At 71.9% G+C, this 25,574-nt stretch carries 26 protein-coding genes; 13 read left to right on the top strand and 13 right to left on the bottom strand.

What is annotated here, in order from left to right:
* Nucleotides 1-35: 35 nt before the first annotated feature.
* Nucleotides 36-212: a hypothetical protein gene (locus tag ABH937_RS24705; RefSeq protein WP_280689516.1), complete on the bottom strand. Its 177-nt coding sequence runs from the start codon at nt 210-212 to the stop codon at nt 36-38.
* A gap of 442 nt (nt 213-654) precedes the next feature.
* Between ABH937_RS24705 and ABH937_RS24700 the strand changes: the two genes are divergently transcribed.
* Nucleotides 655-2,085, top strand: coding sequence for a hypothetical protein (locus tag ABH937_RS24700; RefSeq protein WP_370219562.1), 1,431 nt, complete (start codon nt 655-657; stop codon nt 2,083-2,085).
* Between the two features lie 110 nt (nt 2,086-2,195).
* Here ABH937_RS24700 and ABH937_RS24695 read toward each other — a convergent pair whose 3' ends face one another.
* Nucleotides 2,196-2,552, bottom strand: a complete 357-nt coding sequence (locus tag ABH937_RS24695; protein ID WP_280689551.1) for an SDR family NAD(P)-dependent oxidoreductase — start codon at nt 2,550-2,552, stop codon at nt 2,196-2,198.
* Between ABH937_RS24695 and ABH937_RS24690 the strand changes: the two genes are divergently transcribed.
* On the top strand, nt 2,526-2,765 hold the full coding sequence (locus ABH937_RS24690) for a hypothetical protein (RefSeq protein ID WP_348533645.1): 240 nt from the start codon (nt 2,526-2,528) through the stop codon (nt 2,763-2,765). The genes ABH937_RS24695 and ABH937_RS24690 overlap by 27 nt on opposite strands.
* Nucleotides 2,766-2,856: 91 nt before the next feature.
* Here the strand turns inward: ABH937_RS24690 and ABH937_RS24685 are convergent, their stop codons facing one another.
* Nucleotides 2,857-3,579, bottom strand: a complete 723-nt coding sequence (locus ABH937_RS24685) for a histidine phosphatase family protein (RefSeq protein ID WP_370219490.1) — start codon at nt 3,577-3,579, stop codon at nt 2,857-2,859.
* A 144-nt stretch (nt 3,580-3,723) separates the two neighbouring features.
* Nucleotides 3,724-4,188, bottom strand: a complete 465-nt coding sequence (locus tag ABH937_RS24680) for a hypothetical protein (RefSeq protein WP_280689519.1) — start codon at nt 4,186-4,188, stop codon at nt 3,724-3,726.
* 217 nt (nt 4,189-4,405) lie between these two features.
* On the opposite strand from ABH937_RS24680, the gene ABH937_RS24675 reads away from it, so the two are divergent.
* Together ABH937_RS24675 and ABH937_RS24670 are read left to right on the top strand one after the other, a co-directional pair.
* A complete protein-coding gene (locus ABH937_RS24675) occupies nt 4,406-5,431 on the top strand; it encodes an ABC transporter ATP-binding protein (protein WP_370219489.1) in 1,026 nt (341 codons plus the stop codon).
* The gene (locus ABH937_RS24670) at nt 5,428-6,183 is read left to right on the top strand and encodes an ABC transporter permease subunit (protein WP_280689521.1); all 756 of its coding nucleotides are present in this window, start codon (nt 5,428-5,430) and stop codon (nt 6,181-6,183) included. Before ABH937_RS24675 ends, ABH937_RS24670 begins: the two co-directional genes overlap by 4 nt.
* 85 nt (nt 6,184-6,268) lie before the next feature.
* Here the strand turns inward: ABH937_RS24670 and ABH937_RS24665 are convergent, their stop codons facing one another.
* Nucleotides 6,269-7,693 carry an MFS transporter gene (locus ABH937_RS24665; RefSeq protein ID WP_280689522.1) on the bottom strand — a complete coding sequence of 475 codons (1,425 nt, stop codon included), beginning with the start codon at nt 7,691-7,693 and terminating at the stop codon, nt 6,269-6,271.
* Between the two features lie 260 nt (nt 7,694-7,953).
* Here ABH937_RS24665 and ABH937_RS24660 point away from each other — a divergent pair, with 260 nt between their 5' ends.
* From ABH937_RS24660 to ABH937_RS24650, 3 genes are all read left to right on the top strand, one after another.
* Nucleotides 7,954-8,301 (top strand): YciI family protein, encoded by a 348-nt coding sequence (locus tag ABH937_RS24660; RefSeq protein WP_370219488.1) that lies wholly within the window; start codon nt 7,954-7,956, stop codon nt 8,299-8,301.
* Nucleotides 8,302-8,309: 8 nt separating this feature from the next.
* Nucleotides 8,310-9,569, top strand: coding sequence for an RNA polymerase sigma factor (locus tag ABH937_RS24655; RefSeq protein WP_370219487.1), 1,260 nt, complete (start codon nt 8,310-8,312; stop codon nt 9,567-9,569).
* A gap of 122 nt (nt 9,570-9,691) precedes the next feature.
* Nucleotides 9,692-9,904: a hypothetical protein gene (locus ABH937_RS24650; RefSeq protein WP_280689525.1), complete on the top strand. Its 213-nt coding sequence runs from the start codon at nt 9,692-9,694 to the stop codon at nt 9,902-9,904.
* A gap of 230 nt (nt 9,905-10,134) precedes the next feature.
* Here ABH937_RS24650 and ABH937_RS24645 read toward each other — a convergent pair whose 3' ends face one another.
* Nucleotides 10,135-11,160 (bottom strand): SDR family NAD(P)-dependent oxidoreductase, encoded by a 1,026-nt coding sequence (locus ABH937_RS24645; protein ID WP_370219486.1) that lies wholly within the window; start codon nt 11,158-11,160, stop codon nt 10,135-10,137.
* Between the two features lie 53 nt (nt 11,161-11,213).
* Nucleotides 11,214-12,374, bottom strand: coding sequence for a UDP-N-acetylglucosamine--N-acetylmuramyl-(pentapeptide) pyrophosphoryl-undecaprenol N-acetylglucosamine transferase (locus ABH937_RS24640; RefSeq protein WP_280689527.1), 1,161 nt, complete (start codon nt 12,372-12,374; stop codon nt 11,214-11,216).
* 64 nt (nt 12,375-12,438) lie between these two features.
* Here ABH937_RS24640 and ABH937_RS24635 point away from each other — a divergent pair, with 64 nt between their 5' ends.
* Genes ABH937_RS24635 through ABH937_RS24625 form a run of 3 tightly spaced genes read left to right on the top strand, consistent with a single transcriptional unit; the run spans nt 12,439 to nt 15,950 of the window.
* Nucleotides 12,439-13,125 carry a response regulator transcription factor gene (locus ABH937_RS24635; RefSeq protein WP_280689528.1) on the top strand — a complete coding sequence of 229 codons (687 nt, stop codon included), beginning with the start codon at nt 12,439-12,441 and terminating at the stop codon, nt 13,123-13,125.
* Nucleotides 13,122-14,504 (top strand): sensor histidine kinase, encoded by a 1,383-nt coding sequence (locus tag ABH937_RS24630; protein WP_370219485.1) that lies wholly within the window; start codon nt 13,122-13,124, stop codon nt 14,502-14,504. Before ABH937_RS24635 ends, ABH937_RS24630 begins: the two co-directional genes overlap by 4 nt.
* Before the next feature lie 57 nt (nt 14,505-14,561).
* On the top strand, nt 14,562-15,950 hold the full coding sequence (locus ABH937_RS24625) for a C39 family peptidase (RefSeq protein ID WP_280689530.1): 1,389 nt from the start codon (nt 14,562-14,564) through the stop codon (nt 15,948-15,950).
* Between the two features lie 72 nt (nt 15,951-16,022).
* On the opposite strand, the gene ABH937_RS24620 is transcribed toward ABH937_RS24625, so the two are convergent.
* From ABH937_RS24620 to ABH937_RS24610, 3 genes are all read right to left on the bottom strand, one after another.
* Entirely contained in the window at nt 16,023-17,021 is a 999-nt protein-coding gene (locus ABH937_RS24620; protein WP_370219484.1) for a TerD family protein, read from the bottom strand.
* Nucleotides 17,022-17,158: 137 nt separating this feature from the next.
* Nucleotides 17,159-18,370 (bottom strand): metallophosphoesterase, encoded by a 1,212-nt coding sequence (locus ABH937_RS24615; RefSeq protein ID WP_370219482.1) that lies wholly within the window; start codon nt 18,368-18,370, stop codon nt 17,159-17,161.
* 305 nt (nt 18,371-18,675) lie between these two features.
* Nucleotides 18,676-18,828: a hypothetical protein gene (locus ABH937_RS24610; protein ID WP_280689533.1), complete on the bottom strand. Its 153-nt coding sequence runs from the start codon at nt 18,826-18,828 to the stop codon at nt 18,676-18,678.
* Between the two features lie 590 nt (nt 18,829-19,418).
* Between ABH937_RS24610 and ABH937_RS24605 the strand changes: the two genes are divergently transcribed.
* From ABH937_RS24605 to ABH937_RS24595, 3 genes are all read left to right on the top strand, one after another.
* A complete protein-coding gene (locus ABH937_RS24605) occupies nt 19,419-20,666 on the top strand; it encodes a globin domain-containing protein (protein ID WP_280689534.1) in 1,248 nt (415 codons plus the stop codon).
* Between the two features lie 572 nt (nt 20,667-21,238).
* Complete coding sequence (locus ABH937_RS24600) at nt 21,239-22,792, top strand: AMP-binding protein (protein WP_370219481.1); 1,554 nt, start codon at nt 21,239-21,241, stop codon at nt 22,790-22,792.
* A 287-nt stretch (nt 22,793-23,079) separates the two neighbouring features.
* Nucleotides 23,080-23,454: a hypothetical protein gene (locus tag ABH937_RS24595; protein ID WP_280689536.1), complete on the top strand. Its 375-nt coding sequence runs from the start codon at nt 23,080-23,082 to the stop codon at nt 23,452-23,454.
* A 65-nt stretch (nt 23,455-23,519) separates the two neighbouring features.
* Here ABH937_RS24595 and ABH937_RS24590 read toward each other — a convergent pair whose 3' ends face one another.
* The 3 genes from ABH937_RS24590 to ABH937_RS24580 form a co-directional block, all read right to left on the bottom strand.
* Entirely contained in the window at nt 23,520-24,173 is a 654-nt protein-coding gene (locus ABH937_RS24590) for a hypothetical protein (RefSeq protein ID WP_280689537.1), read from the bottom strand.
* Nucleotides 24,174-24,382: 209 nt separating this feature from the next.
* Nucleotides 24,383-24,862: a heme-degrading domain-containing protein gene (locus ABH937_RS24585; RefSeq protein ID WP_280689538.1), complete on the bottom strand. Its 480-nt coding sequence runs from the start codon at nt 24,860-24,862 to the stop codon at nt 24,383-24,385.
* Nucleotides 24,859-25,574: Gfo/Idh/MocA family oxidoreductase (locus ABH937_RS24580; protein ID WP_370219479.1), on the bottom strand; the 716-nt coding region annotated here is incomplete at its 5' end. The genes ABH937_RS24580 and ABH937_RS24585, both read right to left, overlap by 4 nt.

Genomic DNA, 25,574 nt, shown 5'->3' with positions numbered 1-25,574 from the left:
CTCGTCCTTTCTCTTCCGGTCTCTTCCGGTGTCGACTAGTTGCAGGTGGCGGTGGCGGCGTCCCACATCAGGCTTGCCGGGCAGGCCGCCGCCGGCTCGGCAGCGGCGGCCACCGCGTGGTACCCGCTGACCGGACCGACCGCGAACAGGGCTGCGGCCAACGCGAGCGCGGCAAGGCTGACGATCCGGGTGAAGCGAATAGGCGTGCTCATGACATCCCCCTGGATTGACGGGCTGTGGGCGAACAGCAGGGATTGAACTCGGAGCCCCGTGCGTGACTCAGCGATCGATTCGCTGACAACCCAACTGTCGCTCGAGTGCGCACGCGGCTGCCACCGGCAGAACTGGCCGAACCCGGCAGTGCCTGATCCGGCCAGCCCGGCCGCAGAAGGACGCCGCGGTTGGTGTCAGGGGCTGACACCGAGCGCCCCCGCTCGCTACAGTGGCCCGTATGACCCCGCTCGTGAGCCGCCGCCATGTCGATCACGGGCGTGCCACCACGACCGGCTGTCGCCGCGTCAGCTGACGCGGCCGCTCTGTTTCACCATCTTCGGCTCCGGTTCAGGAGCCTTGAGCGCCGCCCTCGTTCTTCTCCCCGGGCGGCCCGTGCGCCCGGCCGCCGTCCTTCACCCGACCCTGGAACAGGACCCCGCCATGCGCCTGCGCACCCCGCGCATCGCCGCCGCGCTCACCCTCGCCACCGTGCTGTGGACCACGGCCGCCACCGCCTTCGCCGCAACCCCGGCGTTCGGGCCCCTGCCGCCGCAGAACCCGGCCACCGCGCCCAACGGCACCGCGACCATGCACGGTGACAGCGCCTCCAGCGACACCACGCCCTACCCGGGCCCGGGCACCGGTCCGGTGCGGTGGAGCCGGACGGCGCTCGCTTCCGCCTGTCCGACGGTGGTGATCGGTGGCGACGGCCTGCCCGTCGCGCTCTGCACCACGATCTTCGGCCAGACCCCGACGGTGCACCTGCTGGACCCGCATACCGGCGCCGACCTGGCCTCGCTCGCGCTGCCCAAAGGCAGCCTCTTCGGCGGCGTCTACGCCTACCTCGACAGCGCCAACTCCCTGGTGGTGGTGGACGGCAACGACAACCTGCTGCGGATCGGCCACCACCAAGCAGCTGGTGGTTGGTCTCTGACGGTTAATCAGTCGACGCCGTTGGCCGCTGCGATCCCGGCCGGTGACAACGTGGCCGGGCTCAGCCCGGGTTGGGGCGGCCGGGTGTGGTTCGCCACCTCGGGCGGCGTGATCGGCACCGCCGACACCGGCACCGGTGTGGTGCGCAGCATCAGCACCGGTGAGGGCGTCGGCAACAGCATCTCCACCGTGCCCGGGCACACCGCCGTCGCCACCGACCACGCGCTCTACCTGCTCTCCGAGGCCCCGGACGGCACCCCGGTGATCGACTGGCGCGCGCCCTACGACCGCGGTCCGGGCCGCAAGCCCGGCCAGCTCAGCTGGGGCACCGGTGCGACCCCGAGCTTCTTCGGACCCGGTGACGGCACCGAGTACGTGACCATCACCGACAACGCGGCCCCGCACGAGCACCTGCTGGTCTACCGGGTCGCGGGCGGTCCGGCACCGGTCTGCACCACGCCGGTGCTGACCTCCACCTCGGCCAGCGGGACCGAGGACGCGGTGATCGCCTCCGGCCGCAGCGTCTTCGTCACCAACACCTACGGCTACCCGTACCCCGCGCTCCCGGCCGGCGCACCGGCCAGCGTGCCCGCCTCGGCGAACTTCGACGGCGGGCTGAGCCGGGTGGACCTGGACGCCGACGGGTGCCACGTGGTGTGGAACAGCGGCGTCAAGTCCGCTGCCCTGCCGCGCCTTTCGCTCGCCGACGGGAAGATCTACACGGTGACCGTCAGCGGACCGACCGGCCTGCTCGGCAGCGACACCTTCGCGAGCTACGCGTACGCCGTGCTCGACCCCGCCACCGGGGCGCAGCTCAGCTCCGTCCCGATCGGGATCGGCCTGCTCTACAACCCGCTGCAGATGACCGGCACCACCGCACCGGACGGCACTCTCTACCAGGGCACCGAGACCGGCGTGCTGCGCTTCACCCGCGGCTGAGCCGCTTGGTGGTGGGGAGCTCGCGGCGTTCTCGGCCGGCGTCCAGCGGCAGTACTCCGGTGAGCACGGCCGGTGGTGTGCGGGCCCAACGGTGGGCCCGCACACCGATTTCAGCGGGTCTGGTCGGTCGGTCGGATCAGGATCTCGTTGACGGCGACGTGTTCCGGCTGGGTGAGCGCGTACAGGACGGTGCCGGCGATGTCCTGGGGCTGAAGGGTTCGCATGGAGTCGGCGTAGTTCCTGGCGAGGGCCTGCATGGCGGGGTCGGTGATGTGGGTGGCCAGCTCGGTTGCGACCATTCCGGGTTCGATGACGATGACGCGTACGCCCTGCGCGGTGACTTCCTGCCGCAGGGCTTCCGAGAAGGCGGTGATGCCGAACTTGGTTGCGGCGTAGACACCGCCGCCGGCAGATGCGGTGCGCCCTGATGTCGAGGAGACCTGCACCACGGCGCCCTTGCTGTCCAGCAGGGAACCGTCCGCAGTGACGTCACGGGCACGGACATCGTGCTGCTACACGCGGGCATCCATCAAACGGCGGCGCCCTTGCTGGCCGCACAGCCGCAGGCATGGCGCCGCTACCTCGAACTGGCCCTGGACGGGCTCCGCGCCACCGGAACCCGCAAACTGCCGTATCCGCCGGGCGACCTGCACCTCGGTGAGCATTCTGGGAAGAGCTGACCTGCGGACGCCGCCATCTCCCTTCGCCGCGCAGCCGTGCAGCGCGTGGAGTCGATGCTGACAAGCGACAGATCCATCTCGCCCCGACTGGTCAGCGCAGATGTGACACGTCGTTGTACAGGCGCATGGACGAGGTCGTGCCGGTGTACGTCACGCTGGAGAAGGAGGCCGGGGAGAGTTCCATCGCGTGCACCGCCTCCGCCGGAGCGTTGAGCGCCAGCTGGATCAGTGCCTTGATCGGCGTGACATGGGTGACGGCGAGGACCAACTTCCCCTGGTACCGGGACAGTAGCTCGTCCCTGGTTCGCGCGATGCGTTCGGCCACCTCGGCGAAGCTCTCCGCGCTGCCGGTGGGGGCCACGTCCGCCGAGCCGTGCCAGGCCTGAAGGTCCTCGGGGAACCGGGAGCGTACTTCCTCGTAGGTCAGTCCCTCCCACTGCCCGAAATCGGCCTCCCGCAGCCCGTCGTCGATCACGAGCTCCAGGCCGAGCCCCCGGGCCACGACCGCCGCCGTCTGCCGGCAGCGCCGCAGCGGGGAGCAGACGACGACGTCGACCCCCGCCGTGGCCAGGAGCGTGGATTCGGCCGCGCGTGCCGCCTGCCGGCGCCCCACCTCGGAGAGTTCGGGATCGGTGCCGCCGCTTCCGGAGAACCGCTTCTGTGGAGTCAGTGTGGTCTCCCCGTGCCGTAGCAGCAGCAGCGTCGTGGGGGCGGCCGAGCCTTCGGCCGCCGGTGACCAGCCGCCGCGTGCCGACAGAGCGGTTGCGGAGCTGATGGACCCGGTGCGCGGGTCTGGTTCTCGTTCCGAGATCATCTGCCCAGACTAGCTTCGAGGCTTCGAGGCGCTTTGACCGTCCGTCACCAGAGGCTCGTCCGGACGTCATTGACATCCAGCGCAACTGGGCCGGCTGACGTGCGTCCCGCCCTGCTGAGTTGACGTCAACCGGTGCGTCCGAGCTCAGTACTCGCCCTTGATCACGAAGTAGGAGCCGCGGATCACCCCGGCCAGCTTTGACTTCTGACGCGCGAACTTGAAACGCGAAGCCAGCTCCTCGGGAACGTCCATGCCCTCCGAGAGCTTGAACCCGACTGCGCGCTTCGCGCCTTCTTCGATGCCGTACATCACGTTGACCGACAGCCCGGACTCGTAGAACACGTAGGCCATCCGGAGCCCGTCCACCTCGAAGGACGTCACCTCGAGCGGGCGGGCGGAGACGACGATCTCGCGCTCGTGGGCGAGGATGCGGGTCACCCAGTCGAGCGTCTCGGGTGCCTCGCTCGCCGGGCTGACGGTGAAGACGTGGTCGTACTTGTTCTTGTAGTAGCGCGCCTCGTTGGCGCGAAGTCCAGCGAGAGCGTCCGCGACCGGGGACGATTCCAAGCCGACGGTGGACACGGTCACGAAGTCGACGACGTACGGCATGGACCCTCCTGGTGACGATCTGTCAGGGCGACTGTAGAGCCGCTCTCGTCGGGCGCACCTCGGGGACACACCGTGCTGGGCCGCGCTTGCGGATCCGCCGAGTCGGCCACAAGGTGCCCTCGGGTGTCGACACAGACAAAGTGATATCACTATGATAGACACCGGCGGCCGGCCCAGGACGACCAGCCGCCCGTAGCCGACACGAGGGACCGGTCAGATGAGACTCACGCGAAGAGGCCCGGCGTCCGCAGCGCAACCGCCCGACGGTGGCGACCTTCCAGGCAACGGCAGGGCCGCCGCGATCGAGGTCAGCCACCTGGCCAAGACCTTCGGTGGCCGGACCGCCGTGCACGACGTCTCGTTCAGCGTCGCCCGCGGCGAGGTCTTCGGGTTCCTCGGCCCCAACGGGGCGGGCAAGACGACGACGGTGCGGATCCTGGGCACGCTGATAGCACCGACCTCCGGGTCGGCGGTCGTGGCCGGCATCCCGCTGACCGCGGGCAACGAGGCCGAGATCCGTCGACGCATCTCGATCATGCCGGAGGCCCCCGGTCTGTACCGGAGGTTGACGGTACGGGAGAACCTGGAGTTCTTCGCCCGCCTGCACGGTCTGGCCGGCCGTGCGGCCCGGATCGACGAGGCGCTGGACGCCGTCAACCTCGTCGACCGCGCGCAGGACGCCTGCGGGAGCCTGTCGAAGGGCCTGCGCCAGCGGGTCGCGCTGGCGCGCACGCTGCTGAACGATCCCGAGGTCATGTTCCTGGACGAGCCCACCTCGGGCCTGGACCCGGTGGCGGCGCACGAGGTGCACGGTCTGATCGACTCGCTGCGGCAGCGCGGCGTCACCGTCTTCCTCACCACCCACCGGCTCAACGAGGCAGAGCGCCTGTGCGACCGGATCGCGATCATGAACACCAGCCTGCAGACCATCGGCCGACCCGACGAACTGCGCCACACGCTCTTCGACAGGTCGCTGGACATCACGACGGCCGCACCGCTCACCGACCCGGACCGCGTCTTCACGGGCCTGCCCGCCGTCGAGGGCTGGCGGGCCGAGGCCCGGTCGGCCGACGGCACGGCCGGCTACGTGCTCCAGGTGTCCGATCCCGCGCAGGCGGCGCCCGAGGTGGTCCGCGCCCTGGTGGCCGCCGGGACCGACGTGCTGTCGGTCGGCGAATCGCGGCACTCGCTGGAGGACGTCTATCTCGAACTGGTCGAGGACCAGGAAGGCGGATCGCGATGAGTACCAGCAGCACCAGCACCACCCACATCGCCGCGGTCGTCCGCAAGGAGCTCACCGAGTTCCGGCGCAACCGCTTCATCCTGGCCACGATGGCGGTCCTGCCGGTCCTCTTCCTCATCTCGCCGACCGCCAGCGTCCTGGCGAGCAAGGCGGCCGCGGACAGCCAGAAGCTGGACCACCAGGTGGGCCTGTCGTTGATGTTCCTGATGCTGATCCCGCTCCTGCTGCCAGCCACCGTCGCGGCGAACTCGGTGGTCGGCGAGCGCGAGCAGGGAACCCTGGAGCCGGTGCTGACCACACCCATCCGCCGCGAGGAACTGCTGATCGGCAAGGCGGTGGCGAACCTCATCCCCGCGGTCGTCCTGTCCTACCTCGTGCTCGGCGTCTTCCTGGCGGTCGTGGGCATCGGCGCGAATCCGGTGATCGCCACGGCGATCTCTCACTCGCCGCAACTGCTCGCCGAGGTCTTCTACATCCCGCTGCTGGCCGGCTGGGCGGTCTGGGTCGGCATCGCCGTCTCCACCAAGGCCAACGACACCCGCGTCGCCCAGCAGCTGAGCACGCTGGCGAGCCTGCCTCCGGTCGCGGTGATCGCGCTGATGTCGTTCAACGTGATCAAGCCGACGCTCGCCACCGCGCTCGCCTTCGGGGGCCTCCTGCTGGTCATCGACTTCGCCGCCTACCTGGTCGTCGCGAAGCTCTTCGACCGTGAACGCCTGATCACCGGTACCAAACCCAGCACCGGCCACTGACTCTGCGTCAGCGCGGGGGTGATCCGCCGCGGCGTGGTCGGGCGGATCGCGACCGGGCGGGGTCGCGATCCGCGAGCAGGGGTGGTCAGTCGTGGGCGTGCAGCAGGGCGGGTTCGGGCCGGGTGGGTTCGGGGTGGGGACGGCGGCGGAGGGAGGGGGCGAGGCCGACCAGGACGCCGATGGCGGAGAAGGCCGCACCGACCCAGAGGGCAGTGGTGAAGCCGGTGACGAAGACGGCGGCCGAGGTGTAGGCGCCGGGGCGGGAGAAGACGGAGGCCAGGACGGCCACGCCGAAGACACCGCCGAGTTCGCGCATCGCGCTGTTGGTGCCGGCGGCCATGCCGGCCTCATCGGGGGGCGCCGCCGACAGGACCTCATTGGCCACCGTCGGGAAGACCAGCGAGGTGCCGATTCCGGAGACGGCCAGCGCCACGCCCAACTCGGCGAAGCCGATGTGGGGTTGGGCGACGGCCGCGACCCAGGCCAGGCCGACGGCCTGGAGCAGCAGGCCGACCACCATGAACGGCCGGTTGCCCCACCGGTCGGCGAGCCGCCCGGCGATCGGGGAGACGATGACCGGCGCCGCCGTCCAGGCCAGCAGTCGCAGCCCGGCCTGCAGGGGGCTGAGGTGCTGGGCCGACTGGAAGAACTGCGACATCAGGAAGACCGCGCCGAACAGTCCGGCGTACAGGAAGAAGCTCACGCCGTTGGCCGAGCTGAAACGCGGCCGTCGGAACATCTCCAGCGAGAGCATCGGGGTCAGGGTGCGCCGCTCCCAGCGCAGGAAGAGTCCGACGAGCACCGCCCCCGCGAGCAGCGAGCCGATCACCTCGCCACTGGCCCAGCCTGCGCTGTTCGCCCGCACCAGCCCCCAGGTGAGCCCGAAGAATCCGGCGCCGGCCAGCAGCAGCCCCGGCACGTCCAGGCGAGGCCGCGGGCCGTGGCTCTCGTTCAGCTTCCAGGCGCAGAGCGGTATCAGCGCCAGGCCGATCGGGACGTTCAGCCAGAAGATCCAGTGCCAGTTGATCCCCTGGACCACGGCGCCGCCGACCACCGGGCCCGCGGCCACCGCCAGCCCGGCGATGCCGCCCCACATCCCGATGGCCATGCCGCGCTTCTCCTTGGGGAACGCCTCGCTGATCAGCGTCAGCGTCAGCGGCATCACCATCGCCGCGCCTGCCCCCTGTACGGCGCGGGCGGCGATCAGCGCGCCCACCGTCGGGGCGAGCGCCGCGCCCGCCGACGCGGCGGTGAAGACGGCCAGACCGACGCAGAACATCCGCCGTCGGCCGAACCGGTCGCCCAGCGCCGCGGCGGTCAGCAGCGAGCAGGCGAAGCAGAGGTTGTAGGCGTTGACCGTCCATTCGAGGTCGGAGAGGCTGCCGTGCAGCGAGACTCTGAGGACCGGTAGGGCGGTGGTCACGACCAGGGTGTCCAGTGCGGTCATGAACACGCCGAGTGAAGCGAGCACCAGGGTCCAGCCTCGTCGCGGAGAGATCTCGTTCGCCATGTCGATGACACCTCCTCGTGTCACCTGTTAGACGAACGACCTGGGGCCCGATGGACAGCGATGGCCGAGCAAGTGCGGCGGGCGGACGATGGGCTGAGATGACCGGCTCCAGGCGATCAGCGGCAGGTGATCAGGTGATCGGGTGATCGTGTGATCCGGTGATCGCTCCCGGCGATCGGTCCATTCGGGCCCGTCCCGTTCGTCGTAGAGGTGTCCGACCGAAGCGGGCGGACAGGAACGAACGGAATGAGGAGGTTCAGATGCGCTATCTGCTCATGATCTGTACCGATGAGAGCACGACCGGTGCCCTCGGCCCCGAAGAGGGCAAGGCGATGCTGGCCGAATACGAGGCCTTCGGCGAGGAGATGGGCCGCCGGGGCGTGCTGCAGGGCGGCGAGCGGCTGCGACCGACCGCCGATGCCACGACCGTACGGGTCCGGCAGGACGAGCTCCTGGTGGCCGACGGTCCGTTCGCCGAGACCAAGGAGCAGGTCGGCGGCTACTACCTCGCCGACTGCAAGGACCTCGACGAAGCGATCGAGGTCGCGTCCAGGATCCCCGGGGCGCGGTACGGGACGATCGAGGTGAGACCGATCTGGGAGCGGTAACGGATTCGGTGGAGGACGCCGTCGCGCGCGCCTTCCACGAGGAGTGGGGCAGGATCGTCGCGATCCTGATCCGGGTCACCGGTGATTGGGATCTCGCCGAGGAGTGCGCCCAGGACGCCTTCGCGAAAGCGCTGGAACGGTGGCGCCGCGACGGCGTCCCGGACAATCCGGGCGCGTGGCTCACCACCACGGCCCGCAACCGTGCCGTGGACCGGTTGCGCCGTGCCCGGATCGAGGCCACCAAGCTACGGGAGGTCGCGATGACGTCACTCGATGGGTTGCCGGGCACGGGCGGCGGCGGCCCGGCCGAGCCCGACGGCAGCGGCATCACGGACGACCGGCTGCGGCTGATCTTCACCTGCTGCCACCCGGCTCTGCCGCTGGAGGCCAGGGTCGCGCTGACCCTGCGAACACTGGCGGGGCTGACCACCGCCGAGATCGCCCGCGCGTTCCTGGTCGGTGACCAGACGATGGCCAAGCGACTGGTACGCGCCAAGGCCAAGATCCGCAACGCCCGTATTCCGTACCGGGTACCCCCCGGAGAGCTGCTGCCCGAGCGCACCTCGGCCGTGCTCGCGGTGCTGTATCTGCTGTTCAACGAGGGCTACAGCGCGACCGAGGGGACGGACCTGATCCGCAGCGGCCTGTGCGCGGAGGCGATCCGGCTCGCCCGGCTGCTGGTGCTGCTGATGCCGGACGAACCGGAGGCACGCGGGCTGCTGGCCCTGATGCTGCTGCACGACGCGCGCAGCGGCAGCAGGGTCAACGCGCTCGGGGAGCTGGTCCCGCTGGAGGAGCAGGACCGCACCCGGTGGAACGCCGAGGCGATCGCCGAGGGCCGGGCCCAGCTGGGCCAGGCGCTGCGGCGGGCGCGGCCCGGCTTCTACCAGATCCAGGCCGCCATCGCGGCCTGCCACGGCGACGCCGCCACGGCAGCGGACACCGACTGGGCGCAGATCGCGCTGCTGTACGGGCGGTTGAGCGAGCTGACGCCCTCGCCCGTGGTGCGCCTGAACCTGGCCGTGGCCCGGGCGATGGCCGAAGGTCCCGACGTCGGACTGGAGTTGGTGGACCAGCTGGAGAACTCCGGTGCGCTCGCGGGCTACCACCTGCTGCCCGCCACCCGCGCCGATCTGCTGCGCCGCCTGGGCCACGACGCCGAGGCGGCAGCGGCCTACCGCCAGGCACTGGCCCTCGCGGGCAGCGAGGCCGAGCGCCGCTACCTCGGCCGGCGGCTCGCCGAGCTGGCCCGGGACGCCGCTCCCTGACACAGCGATGGACCTCGAGGATCCGCCGCCGAGCTGCCGACCGCCTCCCGCCTGATCCATGACCAAGGTCCTTGCAAGCAAGAAGACTTGGCGTTCCAGTGACAGGAACCCGCAGACACGTCATGCTGGACGGAACGACGGTGCTGCAGGCTCTGGGGGGCGTTATGGGTGCCAGTTTTCCGGAACAGAAGGGTTCCGCCTCGCAGACCGGTTCCCAATGGCGGGACCGAGAGCCGGACCTGTCGTCCCGGCTCGGCGCTCGGGCGGTGATCATCGCAGCTGTCATCACCGCCGTGGGGGCGGTTGTCGCCGCTGTGATCAGTGTGAAGGGCTGACCGGGCGGCCCCCACCAGGCGAGGCTCGGTCGCTGACTACTGGCCGCGGTTCGCGGCCGGCGCACTCGCCTTCGGTGACCCGCGATCCGGCCTGGCCCACGGCTGCGCCCGGCGCCGCTTCGTCTTTCCGGGCGGTCCCGCGCCGCAGAACGAGCGGTTCTCCCACGCCGTCCAGCCGATCGCCGTGCTGTCCGGCGCGGCGATCGGCTGAGGACACCGGGAGCGGGCCGTCAGACCTGGTAGCGCTCCGGAGCGAGCAGGTGCAGGTGCTCGGCAACCCAGTCGGAGGTCCGGCGCAGCCCCTCCGCGAGGTCGACCCGGGGCTGCCAGCCGGCCAGTGCGCGGGCCTTGGTGTTGTCGGAGAGCAGGCGCTCGATCTCGCTGCCGCCCGGGCGCAGCCGGGTGGGGTCGATCACGACGTCGGCGTGCCGTCCGGAGGCGGTGATCAGGGCCTTGGCCAGGTCGCCGATCGAAACCTCGGTTCCGGTGCCCAGGTTGACCACCTCGCCGAGCGTGCGGTCGGCGCGGGCGATGGCGAGGAAGCCTTCGGCGGTGTCGGTGACGTAGGTGAAGTCCCGGGTGGGGGTGATCGAGCCGAGGCGGATCTCGCCGGCGCCGGAGTGCAGTTGAGCCAGCACGGTGGGGATCACCGCGCGGGCGGACTGGCGGGGGCCGTAGGTGTTGAACGGGCGGACCACGGAGACCGGCAGCTCGAAGGCGTGCCAGTAGGACAGCGCCGCCATGTCGGCGCCGATCTTCGAGGCGGAGTAGGGCGACTGGGGCTGCAGCGGGTGCCGCTCGCTGATCGGGGCGGTGATCGCGGTGCCGTAGACCTCGCTGGTGGACGTGTGGATCAGCCGGGCGCCGTGGCGCAGGCAGGCGGCCGCGATGTTCTGGGTGCCGGCCACGTTGGTCTGTACGTAGGCCTCGGGAGCCTGGTAGCTGTAGGGGATGCCGATCAGCGCGGCGAGGTGGAAGACGGTGTCGCAGCCCGCCACGGCGTCCAGGACCCGCCCGGCGTCGCGGACGTCACCGGCCAGCATCTCCACCTGACCGCTCGTCAGATGGTGGGCGAGGTAGCCGCGTTCGGCGTACGGCTTGTAGTGCACCAGGGCCCGTACCCGGGCGCCGCGTTCGACCAGCAGGTCGACCAGGGTGCTGCCGATGAAGCCCTCCGCACCGGTGACCAGGACCGTGCGGCCGGCCCAGTCCTGCGGCGTGCGCACTTCCTGCGGGGTGGTCGAGTAGTCGTTCATGTGATCCTCCGTGGGTTCGTCGGGCACGGCCGGGTCGGCCGCGCCGGTGGGGGTCAGCGGACCGGCTGGGGGAGCGGGAGCGGGAGGCGGCCGATCGTGCGCAGCACCTTGGCGGCGAGCAGGTCGGCGGCCCGGGCGTGGGTGCCCGGGTCGGCGGCGCGGCTCATCGCCCGCAGCCGGGCCGGGTCGGCGAGCAGGGGTTCGACGAGCTGGGCCAGCCGTTCGCCGGTGCACTCGCCGTCCGGCAGCAGCAGGCCGGCGCCCGCGTCGCAGAGCACCCGGGCGTTGTGCGTCTGGTGATCGTGCGGCGCGTGCGGGTAGGGCACCAGGACGGCGGGCACGCCGGTGCTCGACAGTTCCGCCACGGTGGCCGAGCCGGCCCGGCAGACCATCAGGTCGGCCGCCGCGTAGGCGAGGTCCATCCGGTCCAGGTAGGCCACGGCGGTGGCCACCGGACTGCCCTCCAGCCGGGCCCGGACCTCGCCGAGGGCGGCCGGGCCGGTCTTGATCAGCAGGCGCAGGTCGTTCCGGTACCACCAGCGCCGGGCCAGCTCGACGGCGGCCTCGGTCAGGCGGGCGGCGCCCAGGCTGCCGCCGTTGAACACCACCAGGTGCCCGCCCGGCGGCACGCCGAAGTACCGCCGGGCCTCGGCGCGCAGCGCCGGCCGGTCCAGCGTGGCCACCGCGCCGACCAGGGGCATGCCGACGGTCTCGGCCGTCAGACCGGCGGGCAGGTGCGCGCGGGTGCGGTCGAAGGCGAGCGCGACGTGCGGGGTGAGCCGGGCCGCGAAGCGGTTGGCCCGCCCGGGCACGGCGTTCGACTCGTGCACCACGCTGGGCAGCTTGGCGAGCCGGGCGCCCACGATCACCGGCGCGCTGGGGTAGCCGCCCATCCCGACCGCCACCTGCGCGCCCTCGGCCCGCAGGATCTCCTGGCACTGGCGCCCCGAGCGCAGCAGCGCGGCGGGCAGCAGGTACCGGCGCAGGCCGAGGGAGGCGTCGAAGGGGATCATGTCCACCGTGTGCAGCCGGTAGCCGGCCTCCGGAATCAGCTTGCCCTCCAGGCCGCGATCAGTGCCCACGAACGAGATCGCCGCTCTCGGGTCCGCTCGGCGCAGCGCCTCGGCCAGCGCCAGGCCCGGGTAGATGTGACCGCCGGTCCCGCCGGCGCCGATCACCACTGACAGGGGCTGGTCCCCGTGTTCCGTTCTCATGGCACCGCAGCCTGCGCGGCCGCATTAAGAGAGTTATCAGAGCCTGGTTTGCGAGGCTTGTCCCATGAGCAACGGACTGAGGGTCCTGGTCGTCGAGGACGACCCGGAGGTGCGCGCCGCCGTCGAGGACGGCCTGGCGGTCGAAGGCTACGCCGTGCGCGGCGCCGCCGACGGGCTGGCGGCGCTGAGCGAACTGGCCGACTGGCAGCCGGACGCGATGGTGCTGGACCTGCTGATGCCAGTGCTCGACGGACTGGCGGTCTGCCGGCGGCTGCGGGCGCTGGGCGACCGCACCCCGATCCTGGTGCTGACCGCCCGGGACTCGGTGAGCGACCGGGTGGACGGGCTGGACGCGGGCGCCGACGACTACCTGGTCAAACCGTTCGCGCTGGACGAGCTGACCGCCCGGCTGCGGGCCCTGCTGCGCCGCACCGCCCCCGCCCCGGACGACCCCGGCGCCGCCTTCGCCGACCTGACGGTGGACCCGGTCACCCGCACCGGCAGCCGCGGCGGGCGGCCACTGGAGTTCTCCCGCACCGAGTTCGCCCTCCTGGAGGTGCTGCTGCGCCACCCGGGACAGGTGCTGCCACGCGAGCTGATCATGGAGCTGGTCTGGGGCGCCGACTTCGGCCCGGACTCCAACTCGCTCGCGGTGTACATCAGTTACCTGCGCCGCAAGCTGGAGGCCGACGGCGAACCACGGCTGGTGCACACCGTGCACGGGGTGGGCTACCGGCTGGCGGAGCGGTGAGGGCGCACGCCCGCTGGCGTCGCCACCGCCCGCTGCGCACCCGGCTGGCGCTGGCCTGCACGGCCGCGGTCGCGTTCGTCGCGCTCGGGGTCTGCGCGGCGGCCTTCACCATCGTCCGGTACGAACTGCTGCACCAGCTCGACCTGAGCCTGACCCAGCAGGCCACTCTGATCCAGCAGCAGTACCGCAACCAGCCGCCGCAGGCGGTCTCCGGCGAGTGCGGCTACCTGGCCGCCCCGGCCTGCACCCAGATCGTGCCCGCTGACCCCGCCAAGGACCCGACGGCCCGCTACGTGCTCCCGGTCACCGAGGCCACCCGCCAGGTGGCCGCCGGGCAACGCGCCGGGTACCACTCCGACATCACCGTCAGCGGCCACCCTGCCCGGATGCTGACCACCGCGATGGGCACCGCACCGGCCGGCGCACACCAGGCCGTGCAGGTCGCGCTGCGCTCCGACGCCGCCGACCGGGGCGTGCGACAGGCCGGCGAGCTGATGGCGGCCGTCGCGGCAGCCGGCGTCCTGCTGGCGGCCGCGCTCGGCTACGCGGTCGCCCGCACCGGCCTGGCGCCGGTCACCCGGCTGACCAGGACCGCCGAGCGGATCGCCGCCACCCGGGACGCCGGCCTGCGGATCGAGCTGCCACCGGGGCGCCGCGCGGACGAACTGACCCGGCTGGCCGGCAGCTTCAACACCATGCTGGGCGAGCTGGAGCAGTCGGTCACCGCCCAGCGACGGCTGGTCGCCGACGCCTCGCACGAACTGCGCACCCCGCTCACCGCGCTGCGCACCAACGCCGAACTGCTGGCTCGCGCGGACCGGCTGACGGAGGCCCAACGGGACCGGGCGGCAGCGGCGTTGCAGCGGCAGCTGCGCGAGGTGACCGGTCTGGTGAACGACCTGATCGAGCTGGCCCGAGACGAGGAGCCGCGCCCCCTGCTCGAACAGGTGCGGATCGGCCCGCTGGTCGCGCACTGCGTGGCGGCCGCCCAGGACCACTGGCCCGCGGTCGCCTTCGTCCTGCTGGACGAGACGGACGGGCGCACCGTCGCGGGCGTCCCCGCCCGGCTCGCCCGGCTGGTCTCCAACCTGCTGGACAACGCCGCGAAGTTCAGCCCGCCGGGCGGCGCGGTCGAAGTCTCGCTGACGGCCGGCGGCCAGCTCACCGTGCGCGACCACGGCCCCGGCATCAGGCCCGAGGACCTGCCCCACGTCTTCGACCGCTTCTACCGCGCCTCGGCGGCACGGGCACTGCCCGGCTCGGGGCTCGGTCTGGCGATGGCCCGGCAGATCGCCCGCGCCCACGGCGCCGTCCTCACCGCCGAGCCCGCCACGGGCGGCGGGGCGCTCTTCCGGCTCACCCTGCCCGGACCCGACTGAGCGAGAACCCGGCGCGGACGCGGACGTGACCGCGGCACAGACCGTGACTCGGCCGGGGTGATCGGCGTTGAAGAGCACGTGCCCGACCCCACCACGCGAAGGTCCCTGCTCGCGGCCACAGCTGCCGCCGCCGCCACCGCTGTCGCCCCGCGGACCCGGCCCGCCCCGGCGGGCCGACCGGTCCCGGCGGCGATGGACGATACCCAGGCCGGTGGGATCGACTACCAGTCCTGGACCACCGCCGCCGACTGGGCCGACGGTGCCGCGCCGGGGACCACGGCGGCGGACGGCGAGGTCCCGGGCCTGCGCATCGAGGCGGCGGTCGGCACGGTCGACTACCTCGACCCGCACACCGGCACCACCGCCGGCTGGGAGTGGGCGAGCTGGACCTCGCCCGAACGCCCGCTCGCCCACCCGGCGACGCAGGCCGTGGCCTCCTGGAACGCCCGGACCCCCGAGGGGACCTGGCTCGCCGTCGAGCTGAGCGGCAGCTACACGGACGGAGCCCGTACACCCTGGTACGTGATGGGCCGTTGGGCGGCCGGCGACCAGGACATCCGCCGCACCAGCGTGGCGGGCCAGCAGGACGGCCGGAGCAGCATCCGCACCGACACCTTCGCCATCGACACGCCGGCCGGCGGTCTGCGCCTGGCCACCTGCCAACTGCGGCTCACCCTCTACCGCAAGCCGGGCACCCTGCTCACCCCCGTGGTCCAGCGCCTGGGTGTGCTGACCTCGGACCTGCCCGCCTCCGCGCAGACGCCGGCCACGGCGCCCGGCCCGGCCGCCGGGCACGAACTGCCCGTGCCGCGCTACTCGCAGGAGGTCCACCAGGGCCAGTACCCGCAGTACGACAGCGGCGGCGAGGCCTGGTGCAGCCCCACCTCCTCGCAGATGGTCCTCGCCTACTGGGGCCGCACGCCCGCGCCCGCCGACCTGGCCTGGGTCGACCCCGCCTACACCGACCCGCAGGTCTGCCAGGCCGCCCGCGGCACCTTCGACTACCAGTACCAGGGCTGCGGGAACTGGCCGTTCAACGCCGCCTACGCCGCGACCTACCCGGGCCTGCAAGCCGTCGTCACGCGGCTGCGCTCGCTGACCGAGGCCGAGCACCTCATCCTGGCCGGCATCCCGCTCATCACGTCCCTCTGCTTCCTGCCGAGCGAGCTCGACGGCGCCGGCTACGGCACCGCCGGACACCTCATGGCGGTCATCGGCTTCACCGCCGACGGAGACGTCATCGCCAACGATCCCGCCTCACCCTCCAACGAGGCGGTCCGACGCGTCTACCAGCGCCACCAGTTCGAGAACGCCTGGTTGCGCACCACGTGGACCAACGCCAAAGGCGAGGCGGCTGACGGCAGCGGCGGAATCTGCTACCTCTACTTCCCGGCCGAGCCGACCGCGGCCCAGACCCAGGCACTGGCGGCCTGCGGAGTGCGCTGAGCCCTTCCGCGGACGCGCCGCGGAAGGGCTCAGCGCTCGGTGCCGTCGTAGACCCGCAGCAGCAGTGATCTGCTAGAAGAAGTCGTCGTCCTCGTCCTCGTAGTAGTTGTTGACCACCACGCGCGGCTCGTCGTCGCTCAGCGCCTCGTCCAGCAGGATGCCGCCCAGGATGCCGGCGGCGCCGGCGCCGATCAGCGCCCCGGCGCCGAACCGGCGGCCGTGGTCCGGCCCGGCAGGCTGCGGGTGGCCGCCGGCGGGTGGGTAGCCGGCCTGGACAGGCTGCGGGTAGCCGGCCTGGGCGGAAACGTGCTGGGGCGGAGCGTAGAAGGGCGGCGGGGTGGTCAGCACCCGCTGCGCGCAGGCGGCGCAGGCATGGACCTCGCGCGCGGCACCCCACTGCGGCGACCAGAGCACAGTGCTGCTGCTCGCGCCGTGCGCGGGGTCGAAGAAGCACCTCACGGACGGGCGGACCGGGGCGGGGGAAGGCGGCGGGGTGCTCGGTTCGGCGGCCGGCTGCAGGACCCGCACGCCGAAGTCGGCCGCGATCCCGGCCAGCCCCGAGGCGTAACCCTGGCCCACCGCACGGAACTTCCACCCGCCGCCGTGGCGGTAGAGCTCGCCGAAGACCATCGCGCTCTCGCCCGCGGCCGCCCGCGGCAGGTCGTAGCGGGCCAACTCGGCTTCGCCGGCGGGGTCGAGCAGTCGGATGTGGGCGCTGTGGACCTGGCCGAAGGTCTGTCCGCGCTGCGCCGCGTCGTAGACGGCGACCGCGAAAGCGATCTTCCGCACCTCGCCGGGAACGGCGGCCAGGTCGACCTCGATCTGCTCCCGGTCCGCCGACCCGGCCGCGGCGGGCCCGCGGTGGCGCACCGAACCGTCCGGACTGCGCACGTTGTTGAAGAAGACGAAGTTCTGATCGGAGGAGCGTCCCGCGTGGTCGCACAGCAGGGCGCTGGCATCGAGCTCGCATCCCTCCGCGGCGCTCCACCCCAGCCCCACGAGTACGGTGCCGGCCGCCGGGGCCAACTCGCCCAGTGACACGTTGCCGCCCTGCGTCAGGACCACGCCCATGAATCCGCCTCCAGCGTTCGCGCGCACACGTACCGGTCCGCGTCAGCGACAACGCCCCGCCCACCGCAACGGTTCCCGGCCCGGGTGAGCCCGCGCGCAGGCAGACACCCGCGCCGTCGGCCGTCGCCGGACCGGCGCTACGCCGACCGCAGGGTGAGCAGCGTGATCTCGCTGGGAGCGAAGATCCGGAAGGGAGGGCCCCAGAAGCCGGTGCCCCGGCTGGTGTAGAGCTGGGTGCGCGATCCGTGCCGGCTGAGGCCGTGCACCACCGGCTGGTCGAGCCGGACGAGGTAGTTGAACGGCCAGATCTGCCCGCCGTGGGTGTGGCCGGAGATCTGCAGGTCGATGCCGGCGCTCGCGGCCTGGCCGACGTACTTGGGCTGGTGGGCGACGAGCAGGACCGGCAGGTCCGGGTTCGCCCCCGCCAGCGCGCCGAGCAGGTCCGCCCGGTGTCCGGTCAGCCCGGAGGAGGCCGCGACCATGTCGTCCACACCCGCGAGCACCAGACTGTCCCCGCCCCGTTCGACCACCACGTGGCGGTTGTGCAGGGGCTCCCACCCCAGCTCCGCCATGAGGTCGAGCCAGCCCTGGGCTTCGCTGGAGTACTCGTGGTTCCCGGTGACGTACACCTTCGCCAGTCGTGACCGCATCGTCCCGAGCGGCACGGCCTGCTCTCGGCGCTGGTCCGGGGTGCCGTCGGCGATATCGCCCGCGTGGCAGACGACGTCGGCGTCCAGCTCGTTGACCGCCTCGGCGACCCGCGCCGACCAGCCGGCCCGGTCGATCGGTCCGTAGTGGGTGTCGGCCAGCACGACGACCCGCGTCCCGTCCAGGCCGCGGCCGAGCCGCGGGACGATGACGTCCAGGCGCTTCACCCGGGGCAGGCGCATGGCCTCGCGGTGCCCCCAGGCCAGTAGCCCGGTGGCGATCACCGCGACGGCGATGGCCACGATCCTGGACCGATCCGGGTCGCCGACGCCGAGCGCGATCAGGACGAGCCGCAGCAGGTTGCCCAGCGCCGACCAGGCGAACAGCACCCAGACCACCCCGAGAGTGGTGTCGGCGATGCGTGCCGCCCGGTCCGAGCGCCTGCGCCCGTGGCCCATGACCATCAGCACCGGCAAGGCGGGCACCGCGGCGGCGAAGAGGACCGTGCCGACCAGGACCACCGGGAGGGGCCAGTCGGTGTGGGAGGAGAACAGCGTCCACCAGGGCAGCAAGAACAGTGAGACGACTACGGAGACGAGTACGGCGAGCCGGCGCAGGGTCCGACCGGCGCCTGCGCCCCTCGTCGCCGGCGACGACCCGGCATCGACCGACACGTCGGCCTCGGACGAGGGGTCGACCATGACGGTATCCGGTCCTCCGCCGCGGGCCGGCGGTGTGCCTGGCTCCGACCAGTGGGATTCGTGGTCTGTCACTGCACTGCCCCTTACATCCGCGGTCCGGCCGATTCCCATCATCCGCCATGCGGGCCCGCCACCTGAAAGGGGTCCCACCGCTTCGACCGGGCAGGACGGGATCACGACAGACCGGCCGCCGCTTGCCCGCTACCGACCCACGCTCCGGGGCCGATTCGCGGTGCGCCCCCGGCCCGGGAAGCGGGACGGGCCGTCACCAGTGCTTCGGTGACGGCCCGTTGAGGTTGGGGTGTTCATGCGGTCAGGCTGGTCAGGGCCCGGCGGGCGCGCCGAGTGGTGCGCTCCGCGCGGTTCTTGAGTCGGACCGCGCGCAGGACGCGGTACTCCGCGGCCTCCCGCAGACGCTCGTCGATCGTGGCCTGTGCGGTGTCGAGTCGGTAGGTCATGGTGTTCTCCCCCTGGCGGTGGGCGGTTGGTCGGCATCACCGTGATGCCTGTCCCGGAGCCCGCCCTCTGGCTTCAGATTCTACACCAGAATCGTCGTAGCACCTTTCATTTTTCCTTCTGTTCAGAATCTCGCCTGCTGATCGAAGGCTCAGTGTCGATCGACCCCCAGCTTCGCGAGTGCGGGGCCGGCTACTCCTCGGTAAGGCCGACGCCCGGCGGCGAGTCGAGGGGGCCGGGACTCGCGCTCCTGGCCGCGACCGAACCGTGATCTCCTTCACGTGCTCCACCCAATTCCTCCAACATTGGGGATCGCATCCCGAGAATGGTCAGCCATCGGCGGCTCCGGCGACACCGGCTCGTACGGCGGCTGCCAGGGCTGGAGAGCAAGGAGGCCGCGCGTCAGTGCGGGTCGGCGCTGAGCTGACGGACTGCTACCAGTCGACTCCGGTTCTGGCAAGAAGCCCATGCTCACACAGCTTTCACAGGATGCCGCTTGGCGCGGACCGTGGCACTGGGCAGAATCTGTCGGGTCCACGCCCGGGCAACCACAGTTCACAGGGGGTGACGAACTGGACTGGAGAGCCGCACTGTGAAGTTCCGCGCCAACCGCTCCACCGGAGGCGCCACCGCCCAGACGGCTCCACAGGAGGACTGGCCAACGACGCCGTCCGTCCAGTTGCCGGAGCCGGGGCAGTTGCTGACGGCGCGCGAGATCGCCCTGGTCAAGGCGAGCGCGGCGGCGGTCGAGCCGTACGCGGCCGACCTGCCCAGGTTCTTCTACGCGACCCTCTTCGACCGCTACCCGCAGGTCCGCGAGCTGTTCCCGGTCCAGATGGACGTCCAGCACGACCGGCTGCTGCGCGCACTGCTGTTGATCGTCGAACTCGTCGACGATCCCGCGAACCTGGTGACCTTCTGCACCCAGCTGGGCCGCGACCACCGCAAGTTCGGCACCGTGAGCGCCCACTACGCGGCGGTCGGCGAGTGCTTGCTCGCCACCCTGGAGCACTACGCGGGTCCGGCCTGGACCGGCGAGGTCGCCGCCGCCTGGACGCGGGCGTACAACACCGCCGCCCAGGCCATGGACCAGGCCGCCCTCGACGACGCGCAGCACCGCCCCGCCGTCTGGCAGGCGCGCGTCGTCGACCACCGCCGCCGTTCCGGCGACCTCGCGGAGATCACGGTGCAGACCGACCAGCCGTACCCGTTCGCCGGCGGGCAGTTCGTCAGCATGGAGACGCCCTGGTGGCCCAAGACCTGGCGTTACTACTCCCCGGCCAACGCCCCGCGCCCGGACGGGAGCATCACCTTCCAGGTCCGGGCCGTCACCGGCGGCCGAGTCAGCAACGCCCTGGTGCGCCGAGCCGTTGTCGGTGACGTCCTACGGCTCGGTGCCCCGCTGGGCGACATGGCGATGGATCGCCGCTCGCGCCGGGGCGTGGTGTGCGTGGCCGGCGGCACCGGGCTCGCGCCGATCCGGGCGTTGATCGAACAGGCTGTCCTGGACGGCTTGCAACGACCCGTCGACCTGTTCGTCGGCGCCCGCGCCCTCGAGGAGCTCTACTCCCTCGACGACCTGTACCAGCTGGCGCAGCGCCACCCCTGGCTCACCATCAGGGCCGTGGTCGCCGACGAGCAGTCGCCCGGGAGCGGAGACGGCGACCAGTTGTTGAGGGCCATGGCCCGCTCAGGGCCCTGGCCGGAGCGCGACGCCTATCTCGCCGGACCCGCCCCGATGGTCCTGGCCGCCGGTCGAACCCTGCGCCGCGGCGGGGTCCCGCTGGAGCGCATCCACCATGACCCGTTCGTCTCACTCGACAAGGTCGACCCCTCGTAACCCAGCCCGCCTTCACTCCTGCCCCCGCAGCCGCCCCGGCGTCCCCGGCCCCCTCCTGGGCACACCGGCCGGCACCGGTGGCGCGCCAGGGGTGACGGCACGCGCTGCGCCGGGAGGGCTGAGCCGGACGCGGCCGATCAGGGCCCGGCGGTGCCGGTGCGCCCTGATGGGCCGTCAACTCGCCGGAGGCAGCGGCTTCGGGCGAACCAGCAGGGCGATGCCCAGCGCCATGCCGGATTGTGGACGCCCTGCACTGTCCCGGTCGGGATCGCATCGCGCCGGATGCCCATGAGAAAGCTCCGCAGGGCCCGATCCTGACACGCCTTGGCCGAGAGAGCTTGGCGTGCTCGTTGCCGCCTACCGGGGGTCATCGCCCGGTCACCGGCCCACTTGATCTCGCGTGAGGATACGGTTACGGTACGTATGGTTGCCTTGGGCAACCAGCTGTGGGGTGGGGTGTATCGAGACTCCGCCTGTCGTGACGGTCGGTCACCGCTGCCCGTCACTCACGAACTTGACGATGGTCGGTGGGCGCGGGGAGCGCGCGCCGGCTGTAGAAGGGATCAGCCGTAATGTCTGGCGAAATCCAGGAGTTCCGCACCTACGTGGAGGACACCCTCGACGCCCTCGGGCAGTGGCCCGAGCGCGAGGCGCTGGTCCACGAGGGGCGGCGGATCAGTGCGGGGGAGTTGCGCGGGCTTGTCTACCGGATGGCCCGGGTGTTGCTCGACCAGGGTCTGGGCCGCGGTAGGACCGTCACCCTGCTGAGCGGAAACCTGCCCGAGGCGATAGCCGTGCGGTATGCGGCCAATCTGATCGGCTGCACCGTCAATCACCTTTACAACAAGCTGTCGGTGGAGGTGCAGGCGGCGATCGTCCGCGACGTCGAGACCGCGGTACTGATCGTGGACCCGCGTCTGGCGCAGCGGGCCATGGACCTGGTCGCGCTCGTCCCGGTCCGCACCGTCCTGGTGCTGGGGGAGGCGAAGGTCGGCGCGGACCTGGTGGAGCTGGCCGCCGAGCAGTCGGCCGAGCCGATGGCGGCTCTGGCCCGTCCCGAGGACATCGTCAGCATCCGCCACACCGGCGGCACCACCGGTCACCCCAAGGGCATCTGCAGCACCTTCGGGCAGGCGGCCGCCTTCCGTGGCGGCCTGGAGGAGGCGGAGGGCGCGAGGGAGCCGGAGCGGCAACTGGTGTGCACCACGCTGGCGCACGCGGCCGGTCACCTGGCCGACCACACCCTGGCCGAGGGCGGCGCGGTCGTCCTGCTGGAGGACTTCGACGCCGCCGAGGTGCTTGCCGCCATCGAGCACGAGCGCATCACCCGGCTGTTCGTCCTGCCGCCGCTGCTCTACCAGTTGCTCGACCACCCGGACGCGGCGCGCACCGACACCACCGCCCTGCGCGCCCTGATCTACGGCGGCTGCCAGGCTTCACCGGCCCGGCTGGCCGACGCCCTGCGGCGTCTGGGTCCGGTGCTCTTCCAGTTCTACGGTCAGAACGAGGCCGGCGGTATCAGCACGCTGGCCACCGCCGACCACGACCCCGAGCGCCCCGACCGCTTGCGCTCGGCGGGCAAGGTGCTGCCAGGGGTCGAGGTGGAGGTCCGTGACCCGGACGGCCACGCGCTGCCCGTGGGCGAGCTCGGCGAGATCTGCGTGCGCTCGGGTGGCGTGATGCAGGGCTACTGGAAGCAGCCCGAGCTGACCGCGGAGGTCCTGCGCGGCGGCTGGCTGCACACCGGCGACCTGGGCCGCTTCGACGAGGACGGCTACCTCACCGTCGTCGACCGGCTGAAGGACATGATCATCGTGATGGGTGGTCACGTCTACACCACCGAGCTGGAGGACGTGCTCAACACCCACCCCCAGGTGCTGCAGAGTGCCGTGTTCGGGGTCCCCGACGCCGACCGGATGGAGCAGGTCCACGCCGTGGTGTTGGCCGCGCCCGGCAGCACATTGGACGAGCGGGAGCTGCGCGAGATGGTGCGTCAGGAGCGGGGTGCGATGTACGAGCCGGCCCGGATCACCTTCACCGACGCGCTACCGCTCACGGACGCCGGCAAGCCGGACAAGAAGCTGCTGCGCAGCCAGGCCGAGGATGCGGCCGACCGGCTGATCTGAGCCGTGCGGCGCGGGGGCGAGGAACGGTCTACCGGAGGGACGGAGCGCCCCGTGGCGTCTGCACGCGCGGTGCAGGCGCCACGGGGCGTGCTCGGTTTGAGTCGCCGAGTTCAAGGCCCACATCGCCGAGGACGGCGAACGCCGTGCGGCGGTGTCCGGGAATGTCCGAAAACCGACTCAGCTCTTGCCGCCGTGATCCGCTGAAAACATCGCTTCGTCCGGCCGTACCCCGGTGGAGCTGTCCGCCGATGCGTGTGCCGGGTTCCGTTCACCGGGGGAACCACACCATGCTGTCTCGCCGTACTTCGCTGCGGAGCGCCACCGCCGTCCTTGGCGCGGGCACCGCGCTCGCCCTGACCATGTCCTCGCCGGCGTCCGCCACCGAAGGCGACTTCCCGATGCCCACCACCCTGAACTGCGTCGCCGCGCAGAAGATCGAGCCGCGGCTCTACACCGATGGCCTGTACCACGACTTCCAGGCCATCGACCCGACCAGGACCAACGGCCACTGCGAGTTCGTGGTCTGGGACAGCGGCCAGGTTCGGTACGCCTCCCCCAGCGGTGCGCAGTCCCCGTGGACCTACGACGGCCCGGGCCACTCCGTTCGGACCGAGATCATCGACTACACCGGAGACGCGCCCTCCTGGGGCATCGACAACTGATCGCAGACCGGCTCGGGGAGGCGTGTGTCTCGCCGGGCCGGCTTGTGGTGCTGGTCGGCTGGTCGTCAGTCGGTGGGTTGTCGGGGTCGTCCGGGGACCCACAGCGGCACCGGGCCGTCGAGCGGCATGTGTCGGGCGGCGTGTTCCTCGAGCTGTTCGCCGGCCTGGTCCGGATCGTGGTCGCTGAGTTCCGTCAGGGCGGTGGCGGCCAGCTGGGCGCAGGCCAGGATCAGCGCGAGGGTGTCCTGGCGACGGTGTCGTTCGCGGATGTACGCCTGGCTCCTGTCGTCGATGCGCTGGCCGTGGCTGTGCCCGCTTTCCGCGGTGAGGGCCTGGACGCCGTGCCAGAGCAGGGTGAGGGCGGTGGGTTCGGCCGGGTGCGCCACTTCCGCCCGGCCGGCCTGTTCGCGAGCCTCGGCCGAGCGCAGGCCCAGCCATTCCAGTACGGCCGGACCATCCCCGTCGTGGACCTGTAGGAGCAGTTGCGCGGCCCGGTGGACGAGTGCCCGCAGGATCGATGCGGCCGGAATCTGCAGGCCCGGAGCGGGTGGGTCGCCGAAGGTCAGCCACGCCTGCGCGAACGAGCCGGCGCGGATCCGCCACGCCGTGGCCTTCGCCGCCCCGTCCAGCCACTGCTGCGCGCCCAGCCGGACCAGGCCCGCGGCGGCGAGCTGCACGGCGTCCTCGTCCAGTGCGAGCAGCCGTCCACTCCTGAGCACATCGCACCCCCACTAGCGAGCCATGACCGTCAGCGCATATCTCACCACATCTGGACGTGGGCGAACCAGATGGGCCGGTGAGGTTGGTCTCCCGCCGGCGATCGTGCGGCTGTCGGCTTGCTGCAACCCTGCCAGGTCGGGCCCGGCCATCGCGTGGACCGGGGGTGCCGCTCCCGTGATCGTCTGTGCCCAGCTCCGTGCCACCGTGCTCAGCCGCGTGCCAGGTACTCCTCCAGCGCGGCCGTGACCAACTCGTGGGCCTCGTCCTGCGCCAGGCCGGAGACGGTGACAGTGCCGATGGCGCCTGTCCCTTCGAGGATGATCGGGAAGGCGCCACCATGGGCGGCGTAGGTGTCCGGGCGGAGGTGCGACCTCTGCTCGAAGGTGTTGCCCTGCGCGAGGTGCCGCAGCCGCACCAGGTACGAGGCGTGTCCGGAGCGGCCTGTGGTGCATGCTTTGCGCTGGATCCAGGCGTCGTTGTCGGCGCTGGTTCCGGGCAGCGCGTAGTGGAAGAGTTGCTGAGTGTTGCGGCGGATGTCGATGGCAACGACGGCGCCCCGCGCCCGGGCCAGTTCGACCAGGAGGGTGCCCAGCCGCCAGGCGTCCTCGTTGTCGAAGCGGGCCAGCACGAGGCGGCGTTCCTGCTCCTCGATGCGGGCGACCAGCTCGCCTGCCTGGTCGGGTGTCATCGGGCGACCTGCGGCAACTCGACGGTGCGGCCCTGGGTGGCCGTGTCCCGGGCGGCCTCCAGCACGATGAGTGTGGCCACGGCGTCATACGGGTCGACCGGCGCGAGCCTGCCCTCGCGCAGCGCGGCGGCCACGCCGGCGTAGAAGGCGGGGTAGTCACCGGGCAGGGGCGGGTGCGGTTCGGCGTCGTCCACGGTGCCGAGCAGGCCCCACTGCGTGCGGGCGGGGGCGCCCCAGTCGGGGCCGGGGCGCTGTCCCTGGCGTAGCGCAGCCTCCTGCGGGTCCAGGCCGTACACCGTGTAGGCGCTGCGGTCGCCGAGGGCCCGCAGGCGTGGGCCGACCTGTCCGGCGAGGGCGCTCCATAGGTGGGAGCGGACGCCGCTGGTGTGGGTGAGGGCGAGGAAGACATCGTCGTCCACCTGCGCGCCCGGGCGGCGGGCGGCGATCTCCGCGTAGACCGAGCGGGTGGGGCCGAAGAGGTGGAGCGCCTGGTCGACCAGGTGGCTGCCCAGGTCGTAGAGGATGCCGCCGGCCGCGCGGGGTCGGCGGATTCTTGCAGCCGGGTTTGAGCTGGGGTCGCCAGCGTTCGAAGCGGGACTCGAAGCGGTGCACCCGGTCGAGCGGGAGTCGGAACGGCTCCACGACGGGCCGGTGGTCCGGCTCGGTGCCTTGTACTGCATCGGTAGCGTCATCGTGACCACGGCCAACACGC

The organism is Kitasatospora sp. GAS1066B (assembly GCF_041262605.1).
In the GTDB taxonomy this organism is placed as follows: domain Bacteria; phylum Actinomycetota; class Actinomycetes; order Streptomycetales; family Streptomycetaceae; genus Kitasatospora.
This window is presented reverse-complemented; position numbering and strand designations above follow the sequence as displayed.

Coding starts and splice junctions, on each gene's coding strand:
- ABH937_RS24600 (WP_370219481.1), top strand. CDS start 21,239: ATGTCTGGCGAAATCCAGGAGTTCCGCACCTACGTGGAGGACACCCTC.
- ABH937_RS24595 (WP_280689536.1), top strand. CDS start 23,080: ATGCTGTCTCGCCGTACTTCGCTGCGGAGCGCCACCGCCGTCCTTGGC.
- ABH937_RS24615 (WP_370219482.1), bottom strand. CDS start 18,370: ATGGTCGACCCCTCGTCCGAGGCCGACGTGTCGGTCGATGCCGGGTCG.
- ABH937_RS24620 (WP_370219484.1), bottom strand. CDS start 17,021: ATGGGCGTGGTCCTGACGCAGGGCGGCAACGTGTCACTGGGCGAGTTG.
- ABH937_RS24635 (WP_280689528.1), top strand. CDS start 12,439: ATGAGCAACGGACTGAGGGTCCTGGTCGTCGAGGACGACCCGGAGGTG.
- ABH937_RS24660 (WP_370219488.1), top strand. CDS start 7,954: ATGCGCTATCTGCTCATGATCTGTACCGATGAGAGCACGACCGGTGCC.
- ABH937_RS24670 (WP_280689521.1), top strand. CDS start 5,428: ATGAGTACCAGCAGCACCAGCACCACCCACATCGCCGCGGTCGTCCGC.
- ABH937_RS24665 (WP_280689522.1), bottom strand. CDS start 7,693: ATGGCGAACGAGATCTCTCCGCGACGAGGCTGGACCCTGGTGCTCGCT.
- ABH937_RS24680 (WP_280689519.1), bottom strand. CDS start 4,188: ATGCCGTACGTCGTCGACTTCGTGACCGTGTCCACCGTCGGCTTGGAA.
- ABH937_RS24645 (WP_370219486.1), bottom strand. CDS start 11,160: ATGAACGACTACTCGACCACCCCGCAGGAAGTGCGCACGCCGCAGGAC.
- ABH937_RS24650 (WP_280689525.1), top strand. CDS start 9,692: ATGCTGGACGGAACGACGGTGCTGCAGGCTCTGGGGGGCGTTATGGGT.
- ABH937_RS24610 (WP_280689533.1), bottom strand. CDS start 18,828: ATGACCTACCGACTCGACACCGCACAGGCCACGATCGACGAGCGTCTG.
- ABH937_RS24685 (WP_370219490.1), bottom strand. CDS start 3,579: ATGATCTCGGAACGAGAACCAGACCCGCGCACCGGGTCCATCAGCTCC.
- ABH937_RS24640 (WP_280689527.1), bottom strand. CDS start 12,374: ATGAGAACGGAACACGGGGACCAGCCCCTGTCAGTGGTGATCGGCGCC.
- ABH937_RS24585 (WP_280689538.1), bottom strand. CDS start 24,862: ATGACACCCGACCAGGCAGGCGAGCTGGTCGCCCGCATCGAGGAGCAG.
- ABH937_RS24675 (WP_370219489.1), top strand. CDS start 4,406: ATGAGACTCACGCGAAGAGGCCCGGCGTCCGCAGCGCAACCGCCCGAC.
- ABH937_RS24705 (WP_280689516.1), bottom strand. CDS start 212: ATGAGCACGCCTATTCGCTTCACCCGGATCGTCAGCCTTGCCGCGCTC.
- ABH937_RS24700 (WP_370219562.1), top strand. CDS start 655: ATGCGCCTGCGCACCCCGCGCATCGCCGCCGCGCTCACCCTCGCCACC.